20 protein-coding genes and 2 pseudogenes are annotated in these 26,663 nt (G+C 42.5%); 15 read left to right on the plus strand and 7 right to left on the minus strand.

All coding sequences use genetic code 11. From position 1 onward, the window contains the following. The 3 genes and pseudogenes from EAE89_RS18135 to EAE89_RS18145 all read left to right on the plus strand — a co-directional run. Window positions 1–116: pseudogene (locus EAE89_RS18135) on the plus strand (IS630 family transposase); the annotation flags it as partial. A gap of 37 nt (window positions 117–153) precedes the next feature. After that, window positions 154–543, plus strand: a complete 390-nt coding sequence (locus EAE89_RS18140; protein WP_214086360.1) for a hypothetical protein — start codon at window positions 154–156, stop codon at window positions 541–543. Beyond that, window positions 521–898: an ASCH domain-containing protein gene (locus EAE89_RS18145; protein WP_054479270.1), complete on the plus strand. Its 378-nt coding sequence runs from the start codon at window positions 521–523 to the stop codon at window positions 896–898. The genes EAE89_RS18140 and EAE89_RS18145 overlap by 23 nt, the downstream gene beginning before the upstream one ends. A 199-nt stretch (window positions 899–1,097) precedes the next feature. Here EAE89_RS18145 and EAE89_RS18150 read toward each other — a convergent pair whose 3' ends face one another. Continuing rightward, window positions 1,098–2,081, minus strand: coding sequence for a quinone oxidoreductase (locus EAE89_RS18150; RefSeq protein ID WP_214086361.1), 984 nt, complete (start codon window positions 2,079–2,081; stop codon window positions 1,098–1,100). 170 nt (window positions 2,082–2,251) lie between these two features. Between EAE89_RS18150 and dnaB the strand changes: the two genes are divergently transcribed. The 6 genes and pseudogenes from dnaB to EAE89_RS18180 all read left to right on the plus strand — a co-directional run bounded on the left by dnaB (window position 2,252) and on the right by EAE89_RS18180 (window position 9,163). After that, window positions 2,252–3,661 carry a replicative DNA helicase gene (dnaB, locus tag EAE89_RS18155; RefSeq protein ID WP_054479273.1) on the plus strand — a complete coding sequence of 470 codons (1,410 nt, stop codon included), beginning with the start codon at window positions 2,252–2,254 and terminating at the stop codon, window positions 3,659–3,661. 38 nt (window positions 3,662–3,699) lie between these two features. Further along, window positions 3,700–4,779, plus strand: a complete 1,080-nt coding sequence (gene alr, locus EAE89_RS18160) for an alanine racemase (RefSeq protein ID WP_214086362.1) — start codon at window positions 3,700–3,702, stop codon at window positions 4,777–4,779. A 52-nt stretch (window positions 4,780–4,831) separates the two neighbouring features. Further along, window positions 4,832–6,028, plus strand: a complete 1,197-nt coding sequence (locus EAE89_RS18165; protein WP_054479277.1) for an amino acid aminotransferase — start codon at window positions 4,832–4,834, stop codon at window positions 6,026–6,028. A gap of 249 nt (window positions 6,029–6,277) precedes the next feature. Continuing rightward, window positions 6,278–6,481, plus strand: a pseudogene (locus EAE89_RS18170) (colicin E3-like toxin immunity protein). 655 nt (window positions 6,482–7,136) lie between these two features. After that, window positions 7,137–8,228: a PfkB family carbohydrate kinase gene (locus EAE89_RS18175; RefSeq protein ID WP_214086363.1), complete on the plus strand. Its 1,092-nt coding sequence runs from the start codon at window positions 7,137–7,139 to the stop codon at window positions 8,226–8,228. Beyond that, window positions 8,225–9,163, plus strand: a complete 939-nt coding sequence (locus EAE89_RS18180; protein WP_214086364.1) for a pseudouridine-5'-phosphate glycosidase — start codon at window positions 8,225–8,227, stop codon at window positions 9,161–9,163. Before EAE89_RS18175 ends, EAE89_RS18180 begins: the two co-directional genes overlap by 4 nt. 48 nt (window positions 9,164–9,211) lie before the next feature. Here EAE89_RS18180 and uvrA read toward each other — a convergent pair whose 3' ends face one another. Beyond that, complete coding sequence (gene uvrA, locus EAE89_RS18185; RefSeq protein WP_054479284.1) at window positions 9,212–12,046, minus strand: excinuclease ABC subunit UvrA; 2,835 nt, start codon at window positions 12,044–12,046, stop codon at window positions 9,212–9,214. 359 nt (window positions 12,047–12,405) lie between these two features. On the opposite strand from uvrA, the gene EAE89_RS18190 reads away from it, so the two are divergent. Then, a complete protein-coding gene (locus EAE89_RS18190) occupies window positions 12,406–12,951 on the plus strand; it encodes a single-stranded DNA-binding protein (protein ID WP_054479287.1) in 546 nt (181 codons plus the stop codon). A 77-nt stretch (window positions 12,952–13,028) separates the two neighbouring features. Here the strand turns inward: EAE89_RS18190 and fghA are convergent, their stop codons facing one another. The 3 genes from fghA to EAE89_RS18205 all read right to left on the minus strand — a co-directional run bounded on the left by fghA (window position 13,029) and on the right by EAE89_RS18205 (window position 16,218). Further along, entirely contained in the window at window positions 13,029–13,871 is an 843-nt protein-coding gene (gene fghA, locus EAE89_RS18195) for an S-formylglutathione hydrolase (protein WP_214086365.1), read from the minus strand. An 88-nt stretch (window positions 13,872–13,959) separates the two neighbouring features. After that, the gene (locus EAE89_RS18200) at window positions 13,960–15,069 is read right to left on the minus strand and encodes an S-(hydroxymethyl)glutathione dehydrogenase/class III alcohol dehydrogenase (protein ID WP_054479292.1); all 1,110 of its coding nucleotides are present in this window, start codon (window positions 15,067–15,069) and stop codon (window positions 13,960–13,962) included. 816 nt (window positions 15,070–15,885) lie between these two features. Next, window positions 15,886–16,218 (minus strand): hypothetical protein, encoded by a 333-nt coding sequence (locus EAE89_RS18205; protein ID WP_054479294.1) that lies wholly within the window; start codon window positions 16,216–16,218, stop codon window positions 15,886–15,888. A gap of 659 nt (window positions 16,219–16,877) precedes the next feature. On the opposite strand from EAE89_RS18205, the gene EAE89_RS18210 reads away from it, so the two are divergent. The 3 genes from EAE89_RS18210 to EAE89_RS18220 all read left to right on the plus strand — a co-directional run bounded on the left by EAE89_RS18210 (window position 16,878) and on the right by EAE89_RS18220 (window position 20,616). After that, window positions 16,878–17,033, plus strand: a complete 156-nt coding sequence (locus EAE89_RS18210) for a hypothetical protein (RefSeq protein WP_244866599.1) — start codon at window positions 16,878–16,880, stop codon at window positions 17,031–17,033. Between the two features lie 315 nt (window positions 17,034–17,348). Continuing rightward, complete coding sequence (locus EAE89_RS18215; protein ID WP_214086366.1) at window positions 17,349–18,695, plus strand: NCS2 family permease; 1,347 nt, start codon at window positions 17,349–17,351, stop codon at window positions 18,693–18,695. A 271-nt stretch (window positions 18,696–18,966) separates the two neighbouring features. Further along, a complete protein-coding gene (locus EAE89_RS18220) occupies window positions 18,967–20,616 on the plus strand; it encodes a Na+/H+ antiporter (protein ID WP_054479297.1) in 1,650 nt (549 codons plus the stop codon). A 193-nt stretch (window positions 20,617–20,809) separates the two neighbouring features. Here the strand turns inward: EAE89_RS18220 and metR are convergent, their stop codons facing one another. Further along, window positions 20,810–21,766 carry an HTH-type transcriptional regulator MetR gene (gene metR / locus EAE89_RS18225; protein ID WP_054479300.1) on the minus strand — a complete coding sequence of 319 codons (957 nt, stop codon included), beginning with the start codon at window positions 21,764–21,766 and terminating at the stop codon, window positions 20,810–20,812. A 108-nt stretch (window positions 21,767–21,874) separates the two neighbouring features. On the opposite strand from metR, the gene metE reads away from it, so the two are divergent. Both metE and EAE89_RS18235 read left to right on the plus strand, forming a co-directional pair. Beyond that, window positions 21,875–24,151, plus strand: a complete 2,277-nt coding sequence (gene metE, locus EAE89_RS18230) for a 5-methyltetrahydropteroyltriglutamate--homocysteine S-methyltransferase (RefSeq protein ID WP_214086367.1) — start codon at window positions 21,875–21,877, stop codon at window positions 24,149–24,151. Between the two features lie 238 nt (window positions 24,152–24,389). Then, the gene (locus tag EAE89_RS18235; protein ID WP_214086368.1) at window positions 24,390–25,223 is read left to right on the plus strand and encodes a twin-arginine translocation signal domain-containing protein; all 834 of its coding nucleotides are present in this window, start codon (window positions 24,390–24,392) and stop codon (window positions 25,221–25,223) included. Between the two features lie 329 nt (window positions 25,224–25,552). On the opposite strand, the gene pcp is transcribed toward EAE89_RS18235, so the two are convergent. Further along, entirely contained in the window at window positions 25,553–26,209 is a 657-nt protein-coding gene (gene pcp, locus EAE89_RS18240; RefSeq protein WP_054479307.1) for a pyroglutamyl-peptidase I, read from the minus strand. Window positions 26,210–26,663 lie beyond the last annotated feature (454 nt).

Below are 26,663 nucleotides of genomic sequence, written 5' to 3' on the forward strand. Positions count from 1 at the left end.
GAAATCATAGCTGTCAATTTATGTGGCAGTTGATTAATTATGTTGATGCCTTTTTGGCATCGTTTTCATCACAGCAAAAACCAGGAAGACAAAGAATGGGTGTAGCACTATTATGAAACCTTATTTATATGTGCAATGAAAGATGTCCTTCATATGAAGAGAGGGGATATCATTGTTATATATAGAACGACTGATAAACAAGGGGCAGCACGATATAGATCTGTGATTAGTTCACTTTGCGTTGTTGAAGAAGTCAGGTGTATTAATGAGTTCTCAACGCTAGGAAGTTATATTGATTATTGTAGTAAATTTAGTGTCTTTAGTGAAAATGAATTAATTGAAAAATATAGAATAAGAAAGTACCCATACATAATAAGATTTACTTATAATATGGCTTTACCCAAAAGGATTATTCGTGATAGACTCATTAACGAAGTCGGTTTAAATAATGGTGATTATTGGGGTGTAATGAAATTAACCAATGATCAATTTAATAAAATTATCAAACTGAGTGAAGTGAATGAAAGTTTTATTATCAATTAAGCCAGAATATGTTGATAGAATACTTGATGGCTCAAAGAAATTTGAATTTAGGAAAGTTGCTTTTAAGAATAATCAAGTTCAATCCGTTGTTATATATGCAACTATGCCGATAGGAATGATTGTCGGTGAGTTTGAAATTAAAGAGATCATTTCTAACTCTCCTTCCGTTGTATGGGAAATGACTCATAAATTTGCAGGTACAACGAAGGATTTTTTTGATAGTTATTTTGAGGGAAGAGAAAAGGCTGTCGCAATTAGTATTGGTAATGTTAAAAAATACGATAAGCCTTTGCCTTTAAATATGCTTGGTCAAGGGGTAACAGCGCCTCAATCTTATCGTTACTTATCTGCATGAGGTACGTCCTACCAATAGGGGTATTGCTCTGTCTATCTCCTATGGATTTCAAGATACATCGCAACGGCAAGGGAGCGAATCCCCGGGAAAATAGATAACTATGTGACCGGGGTGAGTGAGTGCAGCCACAAAAGGCAACTTGAAAGATAACGAGTATATTAGACTTGCTGGCTTAGTTAATAATCCGCTCAACTTACCGTTAAGGGATTAGTAAACTTGACCCTTGTGTTGCTCGACTTTCCAGAATCTGATGTGCCCTTGTTGCTTCACTTAGCGGGAACTTCTGATTTTCTGGTACATCGACATTAATTTTGCCGCTGGCAATCAGATCAAATAATTCTTTACTTGCTTCATCCAACTCTTCTCGCGTTGAAATATAGCCGGCGATAGAAGGGCGGGTAACAAATAGTGAACCTTTTTGATTCAAAATCCCCAAATCAACACCAGTAACAGGCCCGGATGCATTGCCAAAGCTGACCATCAATCCGTGACGTTTCAAGCAATCCAGTGAATCTAACCAGGTAGATTTACCAACCGAATCATAAACTACACCGACTTTCTCACCACGGGTAATTTCATGAACCCGTTCGACAATATTTTCACGGTTATAGTTAATTACCTGCCATGCCCCGGCATTTTTAGCGAGTTGTGCTTTCTCATCCGAGCCAACTGTCCCAATAAGTTTTGCCCCTAAAGTTTTTGCCCATTGGCAGGCAATTAGCCCAACGCCACCCGCAGCGGCATGAAATAAAAAGATTTCTCTTGGCTGAATTTTGTACGTACGGCGTAGAAGATAATAAACCGTCAGTCCTTTTAAAAAAGAAGCAGCAGCTTGCTCGAAGGAGATAGTATCAGGCAGAACAGTGACTTTATTTTCCGCGACATTATGCACTTCACTGTAAGCACCCAAAGTTGATTGTGCATAAACCACGCGATCACCGACTTTTAGGGTAGTGACCGCAGAACCAACTTTGGTAACGACGCCTGCGGCTTCAGTCCCCAGACCGCTAGGTAATTGTGCTGGTGGATAGAGTCCACTACGAATATAAGTGTCGATGTAGTTGATTCCAATAGCTCTGTTTTCTATTTGTACTTCATTATTAGCAGGATCTACAGGTGTAAATTCACAATATTTCAGGGTTTCAGGGCCACCAGTTGTAGAAAATTCGATATGTCTTGCCATGACTCAACCTCTTAAATGTTGGTGGAACGCTTGTACGTAACAGTTGAGCTCATTGTAAACGGGCTTTAGTGTGTCAGAAATAATTACAAACTATATGTAATTACTCAAGGCACTTCATAGCGTATACTCGTGTCCTGTTGCAGATTTATCAGTAGATTATTGCGGGATTCATGGCGGGAAAAAAATCAACTCACAACAAAGCGGTCGAACCTAAAGATCGCCAAATGGAAGGACTGAAGCTTCCGCCACACTCTTTGGAAGCAGAGCAATCCGTGTTAGGCGGTTTAATGTTAGATAACGAGCGCTGGGATAATGTATCCGAACGTGTTACTAGCAATGATTTTTTCAGCCGTCCACACCGGCGCATTTTTTCTGAAATGCAGCGATTGCTGGAGATGGGTAATCCAATCGATCTGATTACGTTATCTGAATCTCTTGAGCAAAGTGGTGATCTAAGTAATGTAGGTGGTTTTGCTTATCTGGCCGAGTTATCAAAAAATACGCCAAGTGCCGCTAACATTAACGCTTATGCAGATATTGTCCGTGAACGTGCTGTTGTCCGCGATATGATCGCCGTTGCGAATGAAATTGCGGATGCCGGTTATGATCCTCAGGGCAGGAGCAGCGAAGAATTATTGGATCTGGCTGAATCACGAGTATTCCAGATCGCAGAAAACCGGGCCAGCAAAGATGAAGGGCCAAAAGGGATAGAGCGTATCCTTGAGGAAACCGTCGAACGAATTGAACAACTCTATCAGCGCCCTCATGATGGCGTAACCGGTGTTTCTACCGGTTATCAGGATCTGGATAAGAAAACCGCGGGGTTACAGAAATCGGATCTGATTATTGTGGCCGCTCGTCCTTCTATGGGTAAAACCACTTTCGCTATGAACCTGTGTGAAAATGCAGCTATGATGCAGGATAAGCCGGTTCTGATTTTCAGCCTTGAGATGCCTGGCAACCAGATCATGATGCGTATGTTGGCATCTCTTTCTCGAGTGGATCAGACTCGTATCCGCACCGGCCAGCTTGATGATGAGGATTGGGCGCGGATCTCCAGTACGATGGGAATACTGCTGGAAAAACGCAATATGTATATTGATGACTCGTCGGGTCTGACGCCTACCGAAGTCCGTTCCCGCGCCCGGCGTGTTTTTCGTGAAAATGGTGGATTGAGTCTCATCATGATCGACTACCTGCAATTGATGCGGGTTCCGTCCTTATCTGATAACCGTACCTTGGAGATTGCAGAGATTTCCCGTTCATTGAAGGCGTTGGCTAAGGAGCTTCAGGTGCCGGTGGTTGCACTTTCTCAGCTCAACCGTAGCCTTGAACAACGTGCGGATAAACGTCCAGTTAACTCCGATTTACGTGAATCCGGTTCTATTGAGCAGGATGCTGATCTGATCATGTTTATCTACCGTGACGAGGTTTACCATGAGAACAGCGACATGAAAGGTGTGGCTGAAATCATTCTTGGTAAGCAGCGTAACGGCCCAATTGGTACAGTTCGCCTGACGTTTAATGGTCAATGGTCGCGGTTTGATAACTATGCCGGACCCAGTTATGACGACGAATAAGTACTAACCACCAAAGAATCAATAAATTAAGGAATAGAATGAAAGCGGCAACCGCAGTTATTAACCGCCGCGCTCTGCGACATAACCTGCAACGGGTAAGGGAGCTTGCCCCTAAAAGTAATCTGATTGCAGTTGTGAAAGCAAACGCTTATGGCCATGGTTTACTAGAAACAGCACATACGCTGGAAGATGCCGATTGTTTCGGTGTAGCGCGAATTGGTGAAGCATTGACGTTGCGTAATGGTGGTGTCGTCAAACCGATTCTATTATTAGAAGGATGTTTTGGTGCGGTTGATCTGCCGGTGTTGGTAGCCAACCAGATTGAGACTGTGGTTCACAGCATTGAACAACTGGAGGCACTGGAACAGGCTGAGTTAACTCATCCGGTAAAAGTGTGGATGAAACTTGACAGTGGAATGCATCGCCTTGGCATACGGCCGGAAGATGCAGAAGATTTCTACGAACGGCTGAGTCGTTGTAAAAATGTGCAGCAACCCGTTAATATTGTTAGCCATTTTGGCAGGGCTGATGAACCAACGGCAGACACAACTTGCCAACAGATAGCCTGTTTTCAAGCTTTCTGTGCTGACAAACCGGGAGAAAAATCTATTGATGCATCGGGAGGTATCCTGTTGTGGCCAGAAGCCCATCAGGATTGGGTGCGTCCTGGGCTGATGATGTATGGTGTATCGCCATTGTCTGATAAAACGGCCATGGATTTTAACCTGATCCCAGCGATGACCTTAAAATCGAGCTTAATTGCTGTTCGTAAGCATAAAGCTGGCGAGTCAGTCGGTTATGGCGGGACTTGGGTTAGTGAACGTGATACTCGTCTGGGGGTTGTGGCTATCGGTTATGGTGATGGTTATCCGCGTAGTGCTCCTTCAGGGACACCAATATATATTAATGGCCGTGAAGTGCCGATTGCTGGCCGTGTCTCGATGGATATGATCTCTGTTGATTTGGGGCCAGATGCGACAGATAACGTCGGTGATGAAGTGGTCCTCTGGGGAGATGTGTTGCCAGTGGAACGGGTTGCTGAATGCACTGGTATCATTACTTATGAGTTGGTGACCAAACTCACTTCCAGAGTGGTAATGGAGTACCTGGACGAATGATGTTGTAGGTTATATTGTTCTTAAGTAACTCACTAATAAGGAGTAAAGCCTGATGTTCCAGAATGTTGATGCTTATGCCGGTGATCCTATTCTTTCGCTGGCTGAAGAATTTAAAAAAGATCCTCGTGCGGAAAAAATTAATCTGAGCATCGGGCTTTATTACGATGAGCAGGGTGTGACTCCGCAATTGCAGTCGGTAGCTACCGCAGAAGAACAACTTAGAGCGTTATCGCAGACTGCCTCTCTTTATCTGCCGATGGAAGGATTGACATCATATCGTCTTGCGGTTCAGGAACTGTTATTTGGTAAAGATCATCCGGTGTTGAAACAGCAGCAAGTGGCAACCATTCAAACATTAGGCGGTTCTGGCGCCCTTAAAATTGGTGCTGATTTTTTGCGTCGCTACTTCCCTGATTCAGAAGTATGGTGCAGTGATCCAACCTGGGAAAACCATGCTGCTATTTTTGCAGGTGCTGGTATTAAGGTGAATTATTACCCTTATTTTGATACACAGACCAAAGGGGTAAAATTCAGTGAGATGTTGGAAACGTTCGGGAAATTACCAGCAAAAAGCATTATTGTGATGCACCCTTGTTGCCATAATCCAACAGGATCTGACCTGACCTATGATCAGTGGGATCAGGTTGTTCAGATTGTTAAAGAGAGAGAATTACTGCCATTCCTTGATATTGCTTATCAGGGACTTGCTGATGGTATGGAAAAAGATGCTTATGCCATTCGTGCTATGGCGACAGCCGGATTGCCTTGTCTGGTAAGTAATTCTTTTTCGAAGATATTCTCCATGTATGGTGAACGCGTCGGTGGCTTATCTGTCATTTGTGATGGTGAGCAGATTAAAGAGCAAGTATTGGGGCAACTGAAAGCGGGTGTACGTCGTGTCTACTCTAGCCCGCCGAATTTTGGTGCACAGGTTGTCGCTAAGGTGCTGACTGATCCCGCATTGAAAGCGCAGTGGTTGGAAGAAGTTGAGCGTATGCGCTTGCGTATTTTGGAAATGCGCACAGTGCTGGTGGATACCTTGAAAACCACATTACCAGAGAAAAACTTTGAGTATTTTCTAAAACAGCGCGGGATGTTCAGCTATACCGGTTTTAGTCAGAAACAGGCGGATCGTTTGCGCCAAGAGTTTGCTGTTTATCTGGTTGGTAATGGCCGGGTTTGTATGGCGGGTGTTAATCACCGTAATGTTGCACGTATTACTGAAACATTTGCGGCGGTAAATAAGTAATAAATTTTAATGTAAATGAGCTGCTGTTGACGATTGTGAGCGGCAGTTTTGTAAAATAGTAGTATACCCTCTTTAGAAGCGTACCGTGTATGGTGTGCTTAATTTTAACTTCAATCAATTGAATTATAATATTTTTTCTCTGTGTTTTTTCACCCTGCAATTATTAATTAAACTATTAACTAGTATCACTAATCTTAAATAAAGTGGAGGGAGAAAGCGTAACATTAAAAAATTTTTATGAGGTGAGTTATGGGGTTAAAGTTAAACATTGTGTGGTTTGACAGAAAATCGGAAGAGTTTATTGGTGAAGAGTATTCTGGAGATCTGGGAGATGATGGTTCAGTAATAGAGAAATTAGGGCTTCCTATTCAAGATAATATTAATAATGGTGGATTCGATGTAAAAAAATAATGGGTTCCGATACTTTAGTCATATTTTAAAAATAAAATTTAAATAGATAAATATTGGTATCAAATATATTTTGACTACCGAGATTAATGGTAATTATTTATTCTTACTTAAACCTTGCTAACATGAATTGCAGAAAAATTAGGTAGATAATAAGTATTGAGTTCTATATATCATAGAATTCAGTTCTTTTATGTACCACTCTTAATGGTAATGACAATATACTTTCATAGTTATTTTATTGAATTTAATTACCTAGTTAAACGATAATTTTTGATTATTATGGTCATAGGATAACTTTCTTATCTAATAATATACTATTTGATAATGCTCCGACTATCCCTATTTATTGTGAAATAGATCACTTTTTTATGAAATATGTTTCATCCGGTAAAAATACTTATGACTATTTCAAAGCATAGCCAAACACTTGTTAGTATTCGATAAGAATTTTCCTATTCCTTTGTTTTATCAGGTTTATTTTAAACATAAAATACAGATTTATTATCAAAGTGCTGGAATAAATGTTTTCTAGCAGAATTTAACTTGATGGTTATCACATAAAATAGGACTGAAAATTCAGCAAAGCATTCTTACGATCATTCTCTCAACTTCGTTATAAAGTAAAAAATCCTTCTTTACTGTTTTGCGTTTCACGCATAAAACAAACGTATGTTTAGAAACAAACAAGTGCCTAAAAATGACGAACCGGGAAAAGCAAATATTGTATCTTCTGAGACAAGATCCGTTGATCCCACAGCAGGAAATTGCCAATATTTTAGGGATAAGCCGCTCTGGTGTCGCGGGTCACATTATGAATTTAATGAATAAAGGGTATATAAAGGGGAAAGGTTATATTTTATCTGATCACAATTATGTGGTGGCTGTTGGTTCTATTAATATGGATGTCTGTGGTTATGCCTCTTCTAAATTAATTTATGCAGATTCTAACCCAGGAAAAGTAAAGTGTGCACCTGGTGGTGTAGGGAGAAATATTGCCCAAAATATCGCGTTGTTAGGTAAAGAATGTCATCTTATTTCTGTGGTTGGTAATGATTTCTATGGTAGTACTTTATTGGATTTAGCCAAACGTGCAGGTGTCAACATCGATCATTGCTATAAGCTTCATGGTGAGAATACCTCAACTTATATCTCTTTATTAGATGACAATGGCGAGATGTTAGTTGCCATTAACGACATGCATATTCTGGAAAAACTGACGCCATCGTTGTTGGTGGATAATTGTGATCTTATCCAGCATGCGGGTGTACTGGCTATTGATTGCAATTTATCCGAAGAAGCCTTGACCTGGCTGTTTACCAATGCCGGAACAGTCCCTGTATTTGTCGATCCGGTATCTGCATTTAAAGCACCTAAAATTAAAAATTGGCTTTCCTATATTCATACTTTAAAGCCTAATCGCCTAGAGGCAGAGGCGCTTAGTGGCATGAAAATAACCCATCTTTCTGATGTTCTTGGTGTAGCACAGTGGTTTCATGATCAGGGCGTGCAGCGATTAGTGCTCAGCATGGGTATGGACGGTGCCTATTTCAGCGAAAATAATGGTGTGGCCGGCTGGTCACGTCCCATCAGTATCAAGATTGTCAATGTAACAGGTGCCGGCGACGCTATGATGGCCGGGTTGGTAAGCTGTTGGCTGGAGGATATGACGCTGGCCGAAAGTGTTCGCTTTGCTCAAGGATGTTCTGCGTTAACGCTATCTTGTGAATTTACCAATAATCCAAATCTGTCGAATGGCAGTGTTCAAAAACTTTTGGAATTACCATCATGAAAAATCACGCTATTGGAAATGAATATCTGGATATTTCTTCAGAAGTTACTGAGGCTTTAGCGAATAATCAACCTGTCGTAGCGTTTGAATCCACGATTATTGCTCAAGGGATGCCCTATCCGCAGAATGTGGAGGTTGCCTTACAGGTTGAACAGAAAGTCAGGGAGAATGGCGCTGTTCCCGCAACGATAGCTGTCATCAATGGGCGGATGAAAGCGGGATTGTCGCATGAGGAAATAGAACTTTTAGGTAGAGAAGGTTATAAGGTGACGAAAGTCAGTCGCCGTGATTTACCCTTTGTTATCGCTGCTGGAAAAAACGGTGCGACTACGGTTGCTTCTACCATGATTATCGCTGAAATGGCGGGCATTAAAATTTTTGCTACTGGCGGCATTGGTGGTGTGCACCGTGGAGCGGAACATACTTTTGATATTTCCGCCGACTTGCAGGAATTGGCTAAAACCCGTGTTGCGGTAGTTTGTGCCGGGGCTAAATCCATTTTGGATCTTGGTTTGACAACAGAATATCTTGAGACTCATGGTGTGCCACTCATTGGTTATCAGACTCACTCTTTGCCGGCGTTTTTCTGTCGTACCAGTCCATTTTCGGTTAGTGCTCGCTTAGATTCCCCAGAACAGATAGCCCAAGTCATGGCGATAAAATGGCGTACTGGATTGCAGGGGGGATTAGTGATAGCTAATCCGATCCCTGAGCAGTACGCCATGCCAGAAGAGGAAATTAATGCTGCTATTGAGCAGGCGGTGCGTGAGTCCATTGAGCAGGAAGTTAGTGGAAAAGAGTGTACACCTTTTTTGTTAGCCAGAGTGGCTGAGTTGACTGGCGGCAATAGCCGGTCTTCTAATATTCAATTAGTGCTCAATAACGCTGAATTAGCGGCGAAAATTGCTTGTCATTATTGGGAAAACTATATGTGAAGTTGCTGTCAGGAAATAGAGGGGCCTCACTAAGCCCCTACCTGCGCGTTATACTTTTTTCTGCAATATAGGTTTCAGGAAACGGGCGGTATGTGATTTTTCACATTCGGCTACCTCTTCTGGGGTGCCAGAAACCAGAATTTCGCCGCCGCCGCTACCTCCTTCAGGACCAAGATCAATGATCCAGTCAGCGGTTTTAATAACATCAAGGTTGTGCTCAATAACCACAATAGTATTTCCTTGAGCGCGTAACTGATGCAAAACCGCCAGCAATTGCTGGATATCAGCAAAATGCAAACCTGTTGTTGGTTCATCAAGAATATATAATGTCTGTCCAGTTCCGCGTTTGGATAACTCGCGTGCTAGTTTTACTCGCTGAGCTTCACCACCTGATAACGTTGTTGCTGATTGCCCCAGACGAATGTAGGAAAGACCAACATCCATTAATGTTTGCAGTTTACGAGCCAAAGCCGGAACAGCATCAAAGAATTCACGAGCTTCTTCGATAGTCATATTCAGCACTTCATTGATATTCTTGCCTTTATATTTTATTTCCAATGTTTCACGGTTATAACGCTTACCTTTACATTGATCGCAAGGTACATAAATATCAGGTAGGAAGTGCATTTCTACTTTAATCACGCCATCACCCTGACAAGCTTCACAGCGTCCACCTTTAACGTTAAAACTGAATCGTCCAAGTGTATAACCACGGGTACGGGATTCCGGTACGCCAGAAAATAATTCACGGACTGGCGTGAATACGCCGGTGTAAGTTGCTGGGTTAGAACGGGGAGTTCGGCCTATCGGACTCTGGTCAATATCAATCACTTTATCGAAATGTTCCAGCCCCTGAATATCAACATAAGGAGCGGGGTTGATATTGGTCGCACCATTTAACTGACGTTGTGCAATGGGGAATAGCGTATCATTTATTAGCGTCGATTTACCGGAGCCAGAAACCCCGGTAATACAAGTGAATAACCCGACTGGCAGATTGAACATCACATTTTTCAGGTTATTACCTTTGGCACCAATCAGTTTCAGTATCTTTTCCGGATCTGCCGGAATACGCTTTTCTGGAATCGCAATTTCTCGTTCACCACTCAGGAACTTACCTGTCAGTGAATCTTTACTCACCATGATATCTTTAACTGTGCCTTCTGCGACGATTTCGCCACCATGCACACCGGCACCGGGGCCGATATCAATGATATGGTCGGCAGCGCGGATTGCATCTTCATCATGTTCAACCACAATCACGGTATTTCCCAAGTTGCGCAAGTGGATCAGTGTCTCCAGCAAGCGTTCATTATCCCGCTGATGCAATCCGATAGAAGGTTCATCAAGTACATACATCACTCCCACCAGACCGGCACCAATTTGGCTGGCAAGGCGGATACGTTGAGCTTCACCACCGGACAGCGTTTCGGCAGAACGGGAAAGTGTCAGATAATTCAGACCAACATTAACCAGAAATTTCAGACGGTCGCGGATCTCTTTCAGTACTTTCTCAGCGATTTGTGCACGTTGACCGCTGAGTTTGAGATTTTGGAAGAAGTTCATCGCATGGCCGATACTGAAATCTGAAATCTCCGGCAGGGTTGTATTCTCGATAAATACGTAACGTGCTTCTTTGCGCAAGCGGGTTCCGTGGCAGGAGATACATGAGCGATTACTAATATATTTTGCCAGTTCTTCACGAACAGCAATGGATTCCGTTTCTTTATAGCGGCGTTCCATATTATGCAGTACACCCTCGAACGGATGGTTGCGTACTGTGGTATCGCCACGGTCATTGATGTATTTAAATTCGATAGATTGTTTACCAGAACCGTACAACACCACTTTCTGAATACTGCTGCTCAGGGAGTTGAAAGATGCTTCAATATCGAATTTATAATGTTCTGCCAGTGAACATAGCATCTGGAAATAGTAGAAATTACGGCGATCCCAGCCACGAATCGCACCACCGGCGAGAGAGATATCACCATTCTGAATCACTCTGTCAGGATCGAAAAATTGCTGAATGCCTAAACCATCACAAGTTGGGCAAGCACCGGCTGGGTTGTTAAAAGAGAACAAGCGAGGTTCCAGTTCACTCATACTGTAGCCACATGTTGGACACGCAAAGTTGGCGGAGAAAATCAGTTCCTCAGCCTGAGCGTCATCCATATCGGCGACAATGGCTGTACCGCCTGAAAGCTCCAGAGCGGTTTCAAAAGATTCCGCCAGACGTTGCGCCAGATCGGCGCGAACTTTAAAACGATCAATGACCACTTCAATGGTGTGTTTCTTCTGTAATTCCAGTTTTGGTGGATCGGATAAATCACAGACCTCGCCATCAATGCGCGCGCGGATGTAACCTTGTGCTGCCAGATTATCCAGTAATTTAGTGTGTTCGCCTTTGCGCTCTTTTACAATCGGTGCCAGCAGCATCAAGCGATTACCTTCTGGCAGTGCTAATACATTATCTACCATTTGGCTAACAGTCTGAGCTGTCAATGGAATATCGTGATCAGGGCAGCGAGGTTCACCTACTCGGGCAAACAGCAAACGTAGATAATCATGGATTTCGGTAATTGTCCCCACGGTTGAACGTGGGTTGTGGGAAGTGGATTTTTGCTCAATGGAAATGGCCGGGGATAATCCTTCAATATGATCAACATCGGGTTTCTCCATCAGTGACAGAAACTGGCGCGCATAAGCTGAAAGCGATTCAACATAACGGCGCTGCCCTTCTGCATAAAGGGTGTCAAATGCTAGAGAAGACTTACCTGAGCCGGACAAACCCGTGATAACGATCAGCTTGTCTCGGGGAATTATCAGATTGATATTTTTGAGATTATGGGTGCGTGCGCCCCGAACTTCGATGTTATCCATGAACTATTTCCCGGATGATTCATACGTGCATATACCCGTCATCTTTCAAGTTGCCTCTTTGTTGGCTGCACTCGCTCACCCTGGTCACAGAGTTTGCTATGCTCCCGGGGATTCACTCCTTTGCCGCCGCGATGCATCTTGAAATCCATAGGGTATATAATAATAAGTGAGTTATTATTACACAGAGTTGACTGATTAGATATACAGTATTTAAGTGAAATAATGTAATAAGTACAGTATGAAAGTACGGTAAGCTTCGCAAAGTCCACTTTAAAGTGGTCACGTTTCATTTTTAGCGTCGCATGTTAAACTGCGTTGCTTAATAATTGTAGAAATTCATTTCATCAGGAGTATTCCCAATGGCCAGCAGAGGCATAAACAAAGTTATTCTAATTGGTAATCTGGGGCAGGACCCTGAAGTCCGCTACATGCCAAACGGCGGCGCAGTTACCAACATTACTCTGGCGACTTCTGAAAGCTGGCGCGATAAACAAACCGGCGAGATGAAAGAGAAGACTGAATGGCACCGGGTGGTTTTATTCGGCAAACTGGCAGAAGTTGCGGGTGAATACCTGCGTAAAGGCTCGCAGGTTTATATTGAAGGTTCCCTGCAAACTCGCAAATGGCAGGATCAGAACGGCCAGGATCGTTACACCACTGAAGTTGTGGTAAACATGGGTGGTACCATGCAAATGTTGGGTGGCCGCGCTGGTGGTAATTTCCAGGAGGGGCAACCACAAGGGGGAAGTTGGGGACAGCCACAGCAACCACAATCACAGCAGCCACAATCACAACCACAACAGGCTCAGCAGTTCAGCGGCGGCGCTACTTCTCGTCCAGCTCAATCCTTTGCTCCACAGAGCAATGAGCCGCCAATGGATTTTGATGATGATATTCCTTTTTAGGATTTACCTAAGAGTAAAAGTGTAAATTTACGAGAATAAGCCTCTGTTTTTGCAGAGGCTTTTTATCTGAACTCGTATTAAATTGACTGGATAGCCACTAGGGTATTGGCATGATACGCGATATGTTCGCCGATAAAACTGGCGACGAAATAGTAGCTATGGTCATAGCCGGTGCGTAGGTTTAGTGTGTAGGGATGTCCTGTCCTTTCGCATATATCTTTTAGTCGTTCAGGGCGCAACTGTTCTTCAATAAACGGGTCATCGGTACCGATATCAATTAACACATGCAATGGTTCAGTGCTATTGGCTAGCAGCTCGACTGTATCATAGGTTTTCCATGTGTCACGATCTTCGCCCAAGTAAGCGCGAAAAGCTTTTTCTCCCCAAGGAACCTGAGAGGGCGCAACGATCGGTGAAAAGGCCGATGCACTGCGGTAACGATCTGGATTACGTAGAGCTATCATCAGTGCTCCGTGGCCGCCCATAGAATGACCACTGATGGTCCTAGCGGTTGTTGCCGGAAAATGTGCTTCGATCAGGGCCGGTAGCTCTGACACCACATAATCGTACATGCGGTAGTGCGTCGCCCAAGGTTGCTGTGTCGCGTTGAGGTAAAAACCGGCTCCCTGACCCAAATCATAAGCGTTATCATCCGCAATTTTTTCACCGCGCGGGCTGGTATCCGGGGCGACAAGGATAATACTCTGTTCGGCAGCGTAACGTTGAGCACCGGCTTTAGTGATGAAATTCTGCTCATTGCATGTTAAGCCTGAGAGCCAGTACAGCACCGGTAATTTCTGATGTTCAGCTTGAGGAGGAAGGTAGACAGCAAAATTCATGGTACAGCCAAGTACAGCCGATTCGTGCTGATAAACATCCTGCCATCCTCCAAAACAAGCGTGGTGTTCAATTCTCTCCATTCTTTTTCCTCTGTAAAACTTACCGGTTCACTCATTTCACGTTAAAAACCGTCTGCTACAGCACGGTTTTTAACTCCTGTAAAACAGTTTAGTAATGGATGACTGTGCGAATGGATTTTCCCTCATGCATCAAATCGAATGCTTCATTGATGCGTTCGAGCGGCAAGGTGTGAGTAACAAAGGGTTTTAATTCAATTTCACCTTTCATTGCTTCTTCCACCATTTTAGGCAACTGACTGCGGCCTTTAACACCGCCAAAGGCGGTGCCTCGCCATGAACGGCCCGTGACTAGTTGAAATGGTCGGGTTGAGATTTCTTGCCCTGCACCGGCCACACCAATAATTACTGATTGCCCCCAGCCACGGTGTGCACTTTCGAGCGCGGCACGCATGACATTGACATTACCAATACACTCAAAGGTGTGATCCACACCCCATTCCGTCATTTCGATAATAACCTGCTGAATAGGTTTGTCGTAATCATTCGGGTTCAGGCAGTCGGTTGCACCGAACTGTGTTGCCAGCTCAAATTTTGCTGGATTTGTATCAATGGCAATGATTCTGCCCGCTTTTGCCTGACGAGCGCCTTGGATCACGGCAAGGCCAATGCCGCCGAGTCCAAAGACGGCGACAGAGTCACTAGGTTGCACTTTAGCTGTATTGTGCACGGCACCAATGCCGGTAGTGACACCGCAGCCCAGTAGGCACACTTCTTCATGGTTTGCTTCTGGGTTGATTTTTGCCAGTGATACTTCGGCTACGACTGTATATTCGCTGAATGTGGAGCATCCCATATAATGATAAATAGGCTGCCCTTTGTAGGAAAAACGGGTTGTGCCATCTGGCATGACTCCTTTCCCTTGAGTTGCCCGTACGGACACACACAGGTTGGTTTTTCCTGATTTACAGAACAGGCATTCTCCGCATTCCGCGGTATAAAGAGGGATAACGTGATCTCCGGGTTTAACGCTGGTGACGCCTTCGCCAACCTCAACGACTACGCCTGCACCTTCATGCCCGAGTACGGTAGGAAAAACGCCTTCCGGATCATCCCCTGACAGGGTGAAGGCATCCGTGTGGCACACACCGGTATGACTGATTTTGACCAGTACTTCACCGGCTTGGGGTGGGGCAACATCGATTTCAACGATTTCAAGGGGTTGACTTGGTCCAAATGCAACAGCGGCTCGTGATTTCATAATCTTTCCTTTTGAATAAACAATGTCATGTGTTCGCGAATACAGATTAATAAAGTCAGTCGGTTTGTCAGCGAAGGTATGTTCGGTGCGGATAAACTGCATCTTCGATCGAGGCTTTTTGTGCGTCAATCTGGCCTTTTATCCTCCTGATCCGAGTGAGAACACGTTTTTTCTCTTTCTGGCGAATGGGTATAAAACAAGTATCTCCTGAATAGTCGGGGATGTATATATACTCGTTATCTTTCAAGTTGCCTCTTTGTTGGCTGCACTCACTCACCCCGGTCACAGAGTTATCTATGTTCCCGGGGATTCGCTCCTTTGCCGTCGCGATCCATCTTGAAATCTATTGGGTCTAGCGTGTGGTGAAATATGGATTTAGATCGCACTATTGAGTCTATTTGTTTTTTAATTCTGTATCCTGTTCTGATAAATATTTACCTATTTTTTCAGTGAACCTTAGTTTAAATTAATAGGAATAAACGAGATGAGTTATTCACATTATATGATTGAGAATTCATTGATCTTATTATTAAGGCAAAATCCTTGATTGATTTTAGTATTAATTTTGGCAGGGATTTAGCTTTGGTTGAAAAATGATGATAAAAATTTGGTGATTATCATGTTTAATTTAGATATTTAAATTAGTAAATTATTTATATAAAAATTGCTATAAATTAAAGGTTTATTTCTTGGGTTTTATAATTAAATTTGTTGAAATGAATTTTTCCACGGATGTCTATGAAATAGATAAGCTTTATTTTAGACAAGGAGAATGGGGGGTGTTATAAGGCTCTGCATAAGCAGAGCCTATATGTATTACTGCGTAACATCGATCAAACCGAGATCATTATTTAATGTTGTGCCACTAATCATATAGTTGGCAATCGCTTGGCTTCCTTTTTTGTATGAAAAAACTTGATGAGCTTCATTATCACGACCCCATACTACAAATACATGCATATAAACCGTCGCGCCATCAGGAACGCCAAGATCGCCTGGGTCAATGGTTTTTGTTACTCCAAGAGTAATGTCATCACTTTGTTTACTTAAATACTTTTCGCCATCAGAATCAATATAACTAAACAGAATTCTGGCAACAAATCCGCCTGAATTTTTTAGGCTCATTTGTCCAATTTGTTGAAATTCCATCATAATTTCCTCTTAAGAAAAACATTAATAACATTAAGATATTCGATTGCACAAATCGTCCAAGATTTATAAAAAGTAAATAACATCTTAAAACAACTGGGGCAAATAAATATTATGTTTATTTTAGGGGGGATAAAATTATGCTGATAAACATCAAGAATATATGATTTATTTGTTTTTATTTTTGCAGATATTTAATATAGTTCATTATTTTTCTTTGAAATATAATTCAGTGTGATTTTTGTTTTTTATTATATAGTAACGTTTTTATATTATTTTTATAATGCTCTTATATTGTTTTTATTAGCAATAATTTCAATGTATAATATTTTTGTTGAGAGTTTGGAATTAAATTTTTATTTTTGAATGGTTTATCCAAATAGCATTTAATATATAACTCTTTGAGTTAAGTTAATGGGAGTCTATTAGACTTCATTTATTGAGTCAGTATTAGTTGTTTGTCATTCTGGAGTATCAATCTAAAATTTTATTTTATAAAACTATAATATCATTAAATGAATTAAGAAAACGTACAATTTTTTAGGTGTTATATTGGAATATGAATAATTGAATCTTTGTAAGTAATAATATATACCCAATAGATTTCAAGTTGCAGGGCGGCGGCAAGGGTGCGAATCCCCGGGAGCATAGAGTTATCTATGCTCCCGGGGATTGGGAGTTTGTTTGGCCCATTGCTTGCAGGTGTAGCGAGTTCAGTGGTGCTATCAGGTTTACCTATTTTACTTGTCATCATTGCGGCATTATTTCTGGTTTCGACAATGGATCGGTTTAATCCACAGAGTGATAATGGCTGAAGGCTGAAGATTGTTACAGCGATAGAAGCTGGTTGTGAGCAGCAGCCAGCCCCGAGTAAATCTTATTTCTTTTCGAAGAGTGAATAAATTGAACTCTAAATAATCTCGTTAGCTATTGATTTCGACACTATGATCACTGGATAATCTTTCGCCTTAAATTCTCTCACTGTTTTCTATTCTAAAAGCCAAACGATTGCTTTTATGATTTATTGAACCGATTGGTGCAATATTCATTAGTTGTTATTCAGTGAGGTAATCGTTTTCGTTTGATTAGGAAGTGGAAGAAGTACCATGAACATAATGCAGGGGAATAATATGTCTGGCACTCAGGCACCAGTTAAATGCAGACTGGATAAGTATTTCAAATTGACTGAACGTGGAACAACGGTACGCCGTGAAATGCTGGCAGGACTCACAACTTTCTTGGCGATGGTTTATTCAGTCATCGTTGTACCGGGGATGTTAGGGCAGGCAGGGTTTCCCCATACGGCTGTCTTTATTGCGACTTGTTTGGTTGCCGGTTTTGGTTCTTTGTTAATGGGCCTTTGGGCTAACTTGCCGATGGCAATTGGTTGTGCAATTTCATTGACTGCATTTACCGCTTTTAGTTTGGTTTTAGGACAGCAAATCAGTATTCCGGTTGCACTTGGTGCAGTATTCCTGATGGGGTGCTTGTTTACGGTGATTTCTGTTACTGGTATTCGTTCCTGGATTTTACGCAATATACCTATGGGTATTGCACATGGTGCAGGGATTGGTATTGGACTGTTTTTGTTACTGATTGCGTCAAACGGTGTTGGTCTGGTCATTAAGAACCCGTTGGAAGGTTTGCCTGTTGCTCTGGGGGCGTTCACCTCTTTTCCTGTGGTGATGACTTTGCTTGGGCTGGCTGTTATTTTCGGCTTGGAAAAGTTGAAAGTTCCTGGCGGTGTGCTGTTGGTGATTGTTGTGATTTCTGTTATTGGGTTGATTTTTGATCCAACGGTGAGATATCAAGGGTTCTTTAAAGTACCGAGTCTGGGTGATGATGGATTGTCCCTGATTTTTAGTATGGATATTATGGGGGCTTTACAGCCGATTGTATTACCTAGTGTGTTAGCGTTGGTAATGACCGCCGTATTTGATGCGACCGGTACAATCCGTGCGGTAGCAGGGCAAGGGAATCTGTTGGATAAAGGTGGACAGATTATTAACGGTAGTAAAGCGCTGACTGCCGATTCTGTCAGTAGTATTTTTGCCGGTGCTATCGGTGCTTCTCCGGCTGCGGTATATATTGAATCAGCCGCGGGTACCGCAGCAGGTGGTAAAACAGGTTTAACCGCAACAGTTGTCGGTATCCTGTTCCTGTTGATTTTGTTCTTTTCTCCACTTTCATATCTTGTACCGGCATACGCGACTGCACCGGCGCTGATGTATGTTGGTCTGCTGATGTTGAGTAATATCAGGAAACTGGATTTCAATGATTTTGTTGGGGCAATGTCCGGTATGCTCTGTGCAGTCTTTATTGTTCTGACCTGCAATATTGTTACTGGTATTATGCTGGGCTTCAGCTCTTTGGTTGTTGGTCGTATCTGTTCCGGTGAATGGCGTAAATTGAATATGGGGACAGTGGTGATTACGATCGCTTTGGTAGCATTTTATGCTGGTGATTGGGCTATTTGATTGATTAAAAAGTGCGTAAGGGGCGTCTGTGCCTGCGCACTTTACCATTTCTTGCGATTACTTTTAAATTTTCAATTATTTCACCGCTATTTATCTGATTAGTTTACAATATTCCTGCAATTCTTTTGGATACGGCTCGGCATGTATCCACCTTTTTCGATTGATTCAGTTATTTTAGTATTAAGATTCTATTCTCACTGTTTTTGTTTTGACGGAAAGAAAAAGTCTCAATCTATATACCAATGGTTCTCAGGTAAATTGTAAGGGCAACATGGAAATATTCTTTACTATTTTGATCTTGATTTTGGTGGTTTCAGTCTCTGGCATTCTGACTAAGGTGATTCCGTTCCGCATACCTCTGCCGTTAATACAAATTGCGATGGGGGCATTATTGGCTTGGCCACATTTTGGTTTGCATGTTACCTTCGATCCTGAACTGTTTCTTGTTCTGTTAATCCCTCCTCTGTTATTCGTTGATGGCTGGAAAACGCCAACCAGAGAGTTTTTCCAGCATGGAAGAGAAATTTTCATACTAATGTTGGTACTGGTTCTGGTTACTGTTGTTGGTATTGGTTATCTGATTTACTGGCTGATGCCGGGCATTCCATTAATTGCCGCTTTTGCTCTTGCTGCTGTGCTATCGCCAACAGATGCAGTGGCTTTGTCATCCATTGTTGGAAAAGGGCGTATGCCTAAGCGCATGATGAGTGTGATGGAAGGGGAAGCGTTAATGAACGATGCTTCCGGTCTGGTAGCTTTAAAGTTCGCGGTAGCGATAGCAATGGGAACGATGGTATTTACTGTTACCGGCGTGACTATCGAATTCTTCAAAGTTGCTATTGGTGGTTTGTTATCCGGCATTGCCGTGACTTGGTTATACAGTAAATCTTTGCGTTTGATGAACCGTTGGAGCGGTGGCGATCCCGCAACACAAATTGTTTTTATGTTGCTGTTGCCGTTTGCTTCTTACATGATTGCAGAACATATCGGCGTCTCCGGTATCTTGGCTGCGGTTGCTGCGGGCATGACTATCAGTAAAGCTGGGGTTATTCGTAATGCGCCGTTGGCGATGCGTTTACGTGCTGATAGTGTCTGGTTAATGCTGGAATTTGTGTTTAATGGTCTGGTATTTATTATGTTGGGCCTGCAATTACCGGGGATCTGGGAAACGTCTGTTGTACAGGCAGAACTCGATCCAACAGTTGAAACCTGGATGTTATTTGCTGCCGTTGCAGTGATTTATGGTGCGCTTCTACTATTGCGTTTCTGTTGGTTGTGGCTGATGAAAAATATCAGCAAAACTTTTATGAAAAAAAATCCGCTGCATTTCGCGGCTTATACCACCCGTGAATTGTGGCTGGCATCTTTTGCTGGTGTTCGCGGTGCAATCACACTTGCTGGCGCGCTGTCTGTTCCTCTGTTTCTGGCGGATGGTACGCCATTCCCGGCTCGTTATCAGCTTATCTTTATTGCTGCCGGGGTCATCCTGTTCTCGTTGTTAATTGGGGTTATGTCTTTGCCATTCCTGTTACGGGGAATTCAAACTTCCAATAAAGAGGCAGATATCAGTGAAGTAAGAATGGCGCGGGCAGCCATGGCGGAAGTGGCTATTGTCAGTATGAATAAGATGGAGGAACGTCTTTCTGCCAGTACTGAAGAGCAACTGGATGCTGAAGTTATTACTGAAGTTGCTTCCAGAGTAATTGGCTATTTGCGTCGCCGTACTGTGGGGCAGGATGAGATAGAACATAACCTGCTAGTGGAAGATTTGGAACGTCGTTTTCGTCTGACTGCATTAAGGGCAGAACGCGGCGAGCTGTATCATTTGCGTGCAACCAGAAAAATCAGTAATGAGACACTTCAAGCCTTACTGCATGATTTGGATTTATTGGAAGCTCTATTGGTAGAGAAAGAGCACTGATATCCTGTAATTTATTGGTTGTCACGGCAATATTGTGAACGGCTTTATTCAGTCTGAACGGTGAATATCTCGCTTTTCAGGCTGATAGCTGATTTGTGATCTGGCTGGTGGTATTGATTCTCCCGCCGTGGATACCGGAACCTCATTACCCATGATGAATAATATGTTGGTTCCGGCGGCATGGTTGATAAATTTACCATTGGAGGGAGTTTTCTGGTTGTGTTGCTCTGGGGTCATCGACGCTTAATTTTGAAATTCCTTTTACGAACGGCAGATTGTCCATTGCGTGCTGACGTGCAGAATGAATAAATGCGTCAATCTCAGGCTGGTGTTGTTCACCTTCACGGACGGCAGCATACAGCCTGCTCCATAGACCTTCTCCCAGTGTTTTAGTGACCACTAACCCTTGCCTTTCGAATGATTCAACAACCCAATGTGGCAGAGCCGCGATTCCCATGCGGGCAGCGACCATTTGAATCAGTAATAGTGTGTTATCCACATTTTTCAACGTAGGAATAACGCCGGCTGGTTGCAGAAAACGCCGCCAGATATCGAATCGCTGACGCTGAACGGGGTAGATCATCAATGTCTCATCAATTAAATCTTTTGGCTGGATGTGCAGTTTATTTGCCAACGGGTGATCCGGAGCGACAACTAGTTTGACCTCATAATCAAATAGCGGTGTGTAGTGTAGATGACTTTCAGGGAGAATATCTGATGTCAGAACCACATCCAGTTCCCGTTGCTGTAGTGCAGGCTGTGGATCAAAAGTGACGCCAGATTTGAAATCCACGTTGACCTGTGGCCAGGCTTCGCGGAAATGTTTGAGTGCCGGTGTCAGCCATTGAATACAACTATGGCATTCAATGGCGATACGTAGATTTGTTTGGCTTGGCTCTTTACATTCGCAGAGTGCACTTTGGACCAAAGGAAGAACTTGTTCTGCCAACCGTAATAAAATCTCACCCTGTGGGGTGAAACGAAGTGGCTGACTTTTACGAATGAACAGCCGAAAACCAAGGCGATGTTCAAGATCACTGAACTGATGGGATAAAGCGGACTGTGTTTGATGCAGGTGATTGGCTGCTGCCGCTAATGAACCACAATGACTCAATGATTGTAATGTTTTTAGATGTTTTATTTCGATCATGAGAAACCTTCAGGATGATAATGAATAAATTGCGCTTGTGGTTTATACCTTACCTGTTGATTATGGATGTGTAAACATCTAGACGGCTAAAAATGACGGGATAATGAAATGACGATTATTAATCACACACTTGGCTTTCCACGTATCGGTTTGAAAAGAGAACTCAAAAAGGCTCAGGAAAACTATTGGGCAGGGAAAATTTCCCAGCAAGAATTATTGGAAACAGGCCGTGAGTTACGTGCCCGTCACTGGGAGCAACAGAAGCAGGCTGGTGTTGATTTAGTGCCGGTTGGTGATTTCGCTTGGTATGATCATGTTCTGACGACTAGCTTACTACTCGGTAATGTACCACCGCGTCACCAGAATCCAGATGGCACGATTAATCTGGATACACTATTCCGTATTGCCCGCGGTCGTGCGCCGACAGGTGAACCTGCCGCTGCTGCAGAAATGACTAAATGGTTTAATACTAACTACCATTATATTGTGCCAGAATTTCAGCAAGGACAGGAATTTAAACTGAGTTGGACTCAGTTACTAGAAGAAGTGGATGAAGCGTTGGCCTTGGGTCATCAAGTGAAGCCAGTTTTACTGGGGCCGGTAACTTACCTGTGGTTGGGTAAGGTGAAAGGTCAGGTATTTGATCGTCTCTCTTTATTGCAAGATATTCTTCCTGTTTATCAGCAAGTATTAGCTGAGCTGGCTAGACGTGGTATTGAATGGGTTCAGATTGATGAACCTGCGCTGGTTCTGGAATTACCAGCAGAGTGGCTGGCAGCTTATCCGGTTGCTTATCAGGCACTTCAGGGGCAGGTTAAATCATTGTTGACCACCTACTTCGATAGCATTGGTCACAATCTGGAAACGATCAAATCCCTGCCGGTACAAGGGCTGCATGTGGATCTGGTTGCTGGTCAAGATGATATTGCACAATTGCATGAATTATTGCCAAAAGAATGGTTACTTTCCCTTGGTGTGATTAATGGTCGTAACGTATGGCGTGCCGATTTAACCGCTAAATATCAGTTGATTAAGCCATTGATAGGTAGTCGTACACTGTGGGTCGGTTCTTCTTGTTCCCTGCTGCACAGTCCTATCGATTTGAGTGATGAGACAGCGCTTGATGCAGAGGTGAAAAGCTGGTTTGCGTTCGCATTACAGAAATGTGAGGAATTGGCTCTGCTAGCTGCGGCATTGAATCAGCCAGAAGGCAGTAAACAAGCAGAATTGGATGCTTACAGTGCGCCAATCCGTGCTCGCCGTGAATCTAAACGGGTGAATAATCAGACGGTTACTGAGCGACTTACCGCAATTAATCCACAGGACAGTGAGCGTAATCAGCCATATCCACAACGTGCAGAAATACAGCGCCAGCGCTATAACTTGCCATTGTGGCCGACAACAACAATTGGATCATTCCCGCAAACAACGGAAATCCGCAGCTTGCGTCTGGATTTCAAAAAAGGCCGGGTAGATGGTACTAACTATCGAACCAATATTTGTGAACATATTAAGCAGGCAATTAACGAACAGGAACGTTTAGAATTAGATGTCTTGGTTCATGGCGAAGCTGAGCGCAACGACATGGTGGAATACTTTGGTGAACACTTCGATGGTTTTGTCTTTACGCAGAATGGTTGGGTTCAAAGTTATGGGTCCCGTTGTGTTAAGCCACCAGTGATTATTGGTGATATTAGCCGTCCTGAAGCTATCACTGTGGAGTGGGCGAAATATGCTCAATCGTTGACAGAGAAACCTGTCAAAGGAATGTTAACCGGGCCTGTAACTATTCTCTGTTGGTCATTCCCAAGGGAAGATGTCAGCCGTGAGACGATTGCTAAGCAAATTGCATTGGCACTGCGTGATGAAGTGAATGATTTGCAGGAAGCTGGCATTGGTATCATCCAGATTGATGAACCTGCATTGCGAGAAGGTTTGCCACTGCGTCGGGAAGAATGGCAAGCTTATCTAGACTGGTCGGTAGAGGCATTTAAATTGAGTGCTGCAATTGCTAAAGATGACACACAGATTCACACTCATATGTGTTATTGCGAGTTCAATGACATCATGCCTTCTATTGCAGCATTGGATGCGGATGTGATTACTATTGAAACTTCCCGTTCAGATATGGAGCTGTTGGAGTCATTCGAAAACTTCTCTTATCCAAATGAGATTGGGCCGGGTGTTTATGATATTCATTCACCTAACGTACCTAGTGTTGAATGGATTGAAGCACTATTACGCAAAGCAGCTGATCGTATTCCGGTCGAACGTTTGTGGGTTAACCCGGATTGTGGCTTGAAAACTCGTGGTTGGACCGAAACTCGCCAGTCATTGGCAAATATGGTGCAGGCGGCGAAACGTCTACGTGAATCGGCGAAATAACTAATCTAACAATTTGCCTGTCACCTCTAATGGGTGATGGGCATTTTTCATAAAATAATCTTTCTCTTAGGGGAGTTTGTCGCTTAATGGGACTTCCTCTGTAATAAAACTTTTTGTGATTTATATATTCCATATTGATATTGGAAAAAATATATTTTATTAACAAAATACCCGCAACGTAACAAAATGGAAACTGGAAGCATTGTAATAGAAACTAAATAATTAATGAGAGGATTATATGGATGTAAATAATTTGCAAGGTAAGAAAAGTAGCTCTCGAAGAGATTTTCTAAAAAGTGGTGCTGTTATCACGGCTACGGCTGCATTTGCTCCGATTGGTTTGGCCCGTGCAGAAGGAAAATTATCGTCACAGAATGGAATAGGTGTGTGTACGCTTGCTCCAGAGCAAATATCAGGGCCATATTTCCGAAATAGTAAAATTGTAAGGAGGGATATTACTGATTCAGAAGCAGGAATACCTTTTTTATTAAAAATCACTATCATGGATGAGAAAACATGTAAGCCTGTCGATAAATTATTTGTTGATATTTGGCACTGTAATAGTCGGGGGAAATATTCTGGCTGGAGTTATATAAGCCCTGATATACCACCTAAAGCCGGTGAAATATCCGCTATCGACAGAACTGATGATAAAGTTTTTCTAAGAGGTGCTCAACAATCGGATAAAAATGGAGTGGTCAATTTTACTACTATTTATCCTGGGTTTTATGTTGGTAGGGCAACTCATATTCATATTGCAATTAGACAGATTAGCAAAGATATAAATGAAAAAGAGCATTTTTCCTTTGTTGGTCAGATGTATTTTCCTGAAGAAATCAACACAGAGGTTTATAAATATGATCTGTATTCAAAACGGAAGATAATCAGAACCAAAAATCATGAAGATGAATATTTTAAAAATATGAATGGTCATCTTTCAGAAATAAAATTAACAAAAATAGATGAATCTGATATTAACCGTGGAATATTGGGTGAAATAATTTTATCAATAGACTTGGAAAATATATCTAATTTCATAACTAAAGATGATTTATATTCTCATGCGGTATGACCGATTCTGTTGAATAGACTAAATTTCAATGTAATAACAGTCGAAATTATAAAGTAACCTATGTAAATAGTATGCTGATTAGTCATTTAAAAAAAGTATCAGGTGCTTGATATACCCAATAGATTTCAATTTGCAGCGTGGCGGCAAGTGAACGCAGCCAACAAAGAGGCAACTTGAAAGATAACAGGTATAGTTACATATGGACATTGTGCAGGCACAGAGAGAGAGGATTATCTTTGCTGTTTGGTTAATATTATCCAGTAGATCGTGGTTCTCTGTGCCTGTCATTTTCGTGGAGAGTTTTCAACCGCAGTGAGCGAAACATCAAATTAATGAGTTGCACCTCCACTGATGACGACATCCTCACTGTTTTTTAATGCTTCATCGATGGCAATTTCCAGCGCTGTTATGACAGTTTCTAAGGTCATACTTGGAGTACCTGAGTGCCGAGCTGCCTGCTCAGGCAGATAGGGAATATGGATAAATCCACCACGTATTTCAGGATTGGTGTATGCCAAATGATGCAACAAGCCATACATAACGTGATTACAGACAAAAGTGCCTGCGGTTTGTGAGATTGAGGCAGGGACTCCTGCTTTATGCAAGCCTTTGACTATCGCATTGATCGGTAATGTGGAGAAGTAGGCCGCAGGGCCTGTTACGACTATGGGAGTATTGATAGGCTGATTGCCTTGATTATCAGGAATACGAGCATCATTAATATTAATTGCTACGCGTTCTACGGTAATATCTGGCCTACCGCCCGCTTGTCCTACTGAAATCACTAGATCAGGTTGTATTTCATCAATAGCGGTGTATAGGCAAGCCAGAGAGACATCGAATACGCATGGAAGCTGGCGAGCTTCGACCCGCGCTCCGCATAGTCTGCGACCTTGCAGCTGTTTAGCTGCTTCCCATGACGGGTTTATCGTTTCATCGTCGAAAGGATCAAAACCTGTAATTAAAACTGTTTTTTGTGGCACCATAGATAGCACTCCTGCATGTTGGAAAAATTCTAATATGTTTAAACAATATGCATTCTATAAAAGGTGATTGTGATATTTATATTTGTTAATTGTTACATTTTTATTGTAAATATAATTATAACATTGTGAAAAATAATAAAGAAAAAACATTTCATTAGATATGGAAATAAAATATAATTTTTTTTAATTTTTCACGATAATAAAAATTCGATGAAAATATAATTCGATGTATTGTACTGTTGGTTTATATACCCAGTGGATTTCAAGATGGATCGCGACGGCAAGGGAGCGAATCCCCGGGAGCATAGATAACGATGTGACCGGGGGAGTGAGTGCAGCCAACAAAGAGGCGACTTGAAAGATTACGGGTATAAACATAGGAGCGGATAATTTATATTTAATGAAGTTGCAGTAGACCTTTGTTTTTCTTCTTCACGGTTAATAAATCAAATCA

Source organism: Photorhabdus heterorhabditis (assembly GCF_018448905.1).
Taxonomy (GTDB): domain Bacteria; phylum Pseudomonadota; class Gammaproteobacteria; order Enterobacterales; family Enterobacteriaceae; genus Photorhabdus; species Photorhabdus heterorhabditis.

Coding starts and splice junctions, on each gene's coding strand:
- EAE89_RS18140 (WP_214086360.1), top strand. CDS start 154: ATGAAGAGAGGGGATATCATTGTTATATATAGAACGACTGATAAACAA.
- EAE89_RS18145 (WP_054479270.1), top strand. CDS start 521: ATGAAAGTTTTATTATCAATTAAGCCAGAATATGTTGATAGAATACTT.
- EAE89_RS18150 (WP_214086361.1), bottom strand. CDS start 2,081: ATGGCAAGACATATCGAATTTTCTACAACTGGTGGCCCTGAAACCCTG.
- dnaB (WP_054479273.1), top strand. CDS start 2,252: ATGGCGGGAAAAAAATCAACTCACAACAAAGCGGTCGAACCTAAAGAT.
- alr (WP_214086362.1), top strand. CDS start 3,700: ATGAAAGCGGCAACCGCAGTTATTAACCGCCGCGCTCTGCGACATAAC.
- EAE89_RS18165 (WP_054479277.1), top strand. CDS start 4,832: ATGTTCCAGAATGTTGATGCTTATGCCGGTGATCCTATTCTTTCGCTG.
- EAE89_RS18175 (WP_214086363.1), top strand. CDS start 7,137: ATGACGAACCGGGAAAAGCAAATATTGTATCTTCTGAGACAAGATCCG.
- EAE89_RS18180 (WP_214086364.1), top strand. CDS start 8,225: ATGAAAAATCACGCTATTGGAAATGAATATCTGGATATTTCTTCAGAA.
- uvrA (WP_054479284.1), bottom strand. CDS start 12,046: ATGGATAACATCGAAGTTCGGGGCGCACGCACCCATAATCTCAAAAAT.
- EAE89_RS18190 (WP_054479287.1), top strand. CDS start 12,406: ATGGCCAGCAGAGGCATAAACAAAGTTATTCTAATTGGTAATCTGGGG.
- fghA (WP_214086365.1), bottom strand. CDS start 13,871: ATGGAGAGAATTGAACACCACGCTTGTTTTGGAGGATGGCAGGATGTT.
- EAE89_RS18200 (WP_054479292.1), bottom strand. CDS start 15,069: ATGAAATCACGAGCCGCTGTTGCATTTGGACCAAGTCAACCCCTTGAA.
- EAE89_RS18205 (WP_054479294.1), bottom strand. CDS start 16,218: ATGGAATTTCAACAAATTGGACAAATGAGCCTAAAAAATTCAGGCGGA.
- EAE89_RS18210 (WP_244866599.1), top strand. CDS start 16,878: ATGCTCCCGGGGATTGGGAGTTTGTTTGGCCCATTGCTTGCAGGTGTA.
- EAE89_RS18215 (WP_214086366.1), top strand. CDS start 17,349: ATGTCTGGCACTCAGGCACCAGTTAAATGCAGACTGGATAAGTATTTC.
- EAE89_RS18220 (WP_054479297.1), top strand. CDS start 18,967: ATGGAAATATTCTTTACTATTTTGATCTTGATTTTGGTGGTTTCAGTC.
- metR (WP_054479300.1), bottom strand. CDS start 21,766: ATGATCGAAATAAAACATCTAAAAACATTACAATCATTGAGTCATTGT.
- metE (WP_214086367.1), top strand. CDS start 21,875: ATGACGATTATTAATCACACACTTGGCTTTCCACGTATCGGTTTGAAA.
- EAE89_RS18235 (WP_214086368.1), top strand. CDS start 24,390: ATGGATGTAAATAATTTGCAAGGTAAGAAAAGTAGCTCTCGAAGAGAT.
- pcp (WP_054479307.1), bottom strand. CDS start 26,209: ATGGTGCCACAAAAAACAGTTTTAATTACAGGTTTTGATCCTTTCGAC.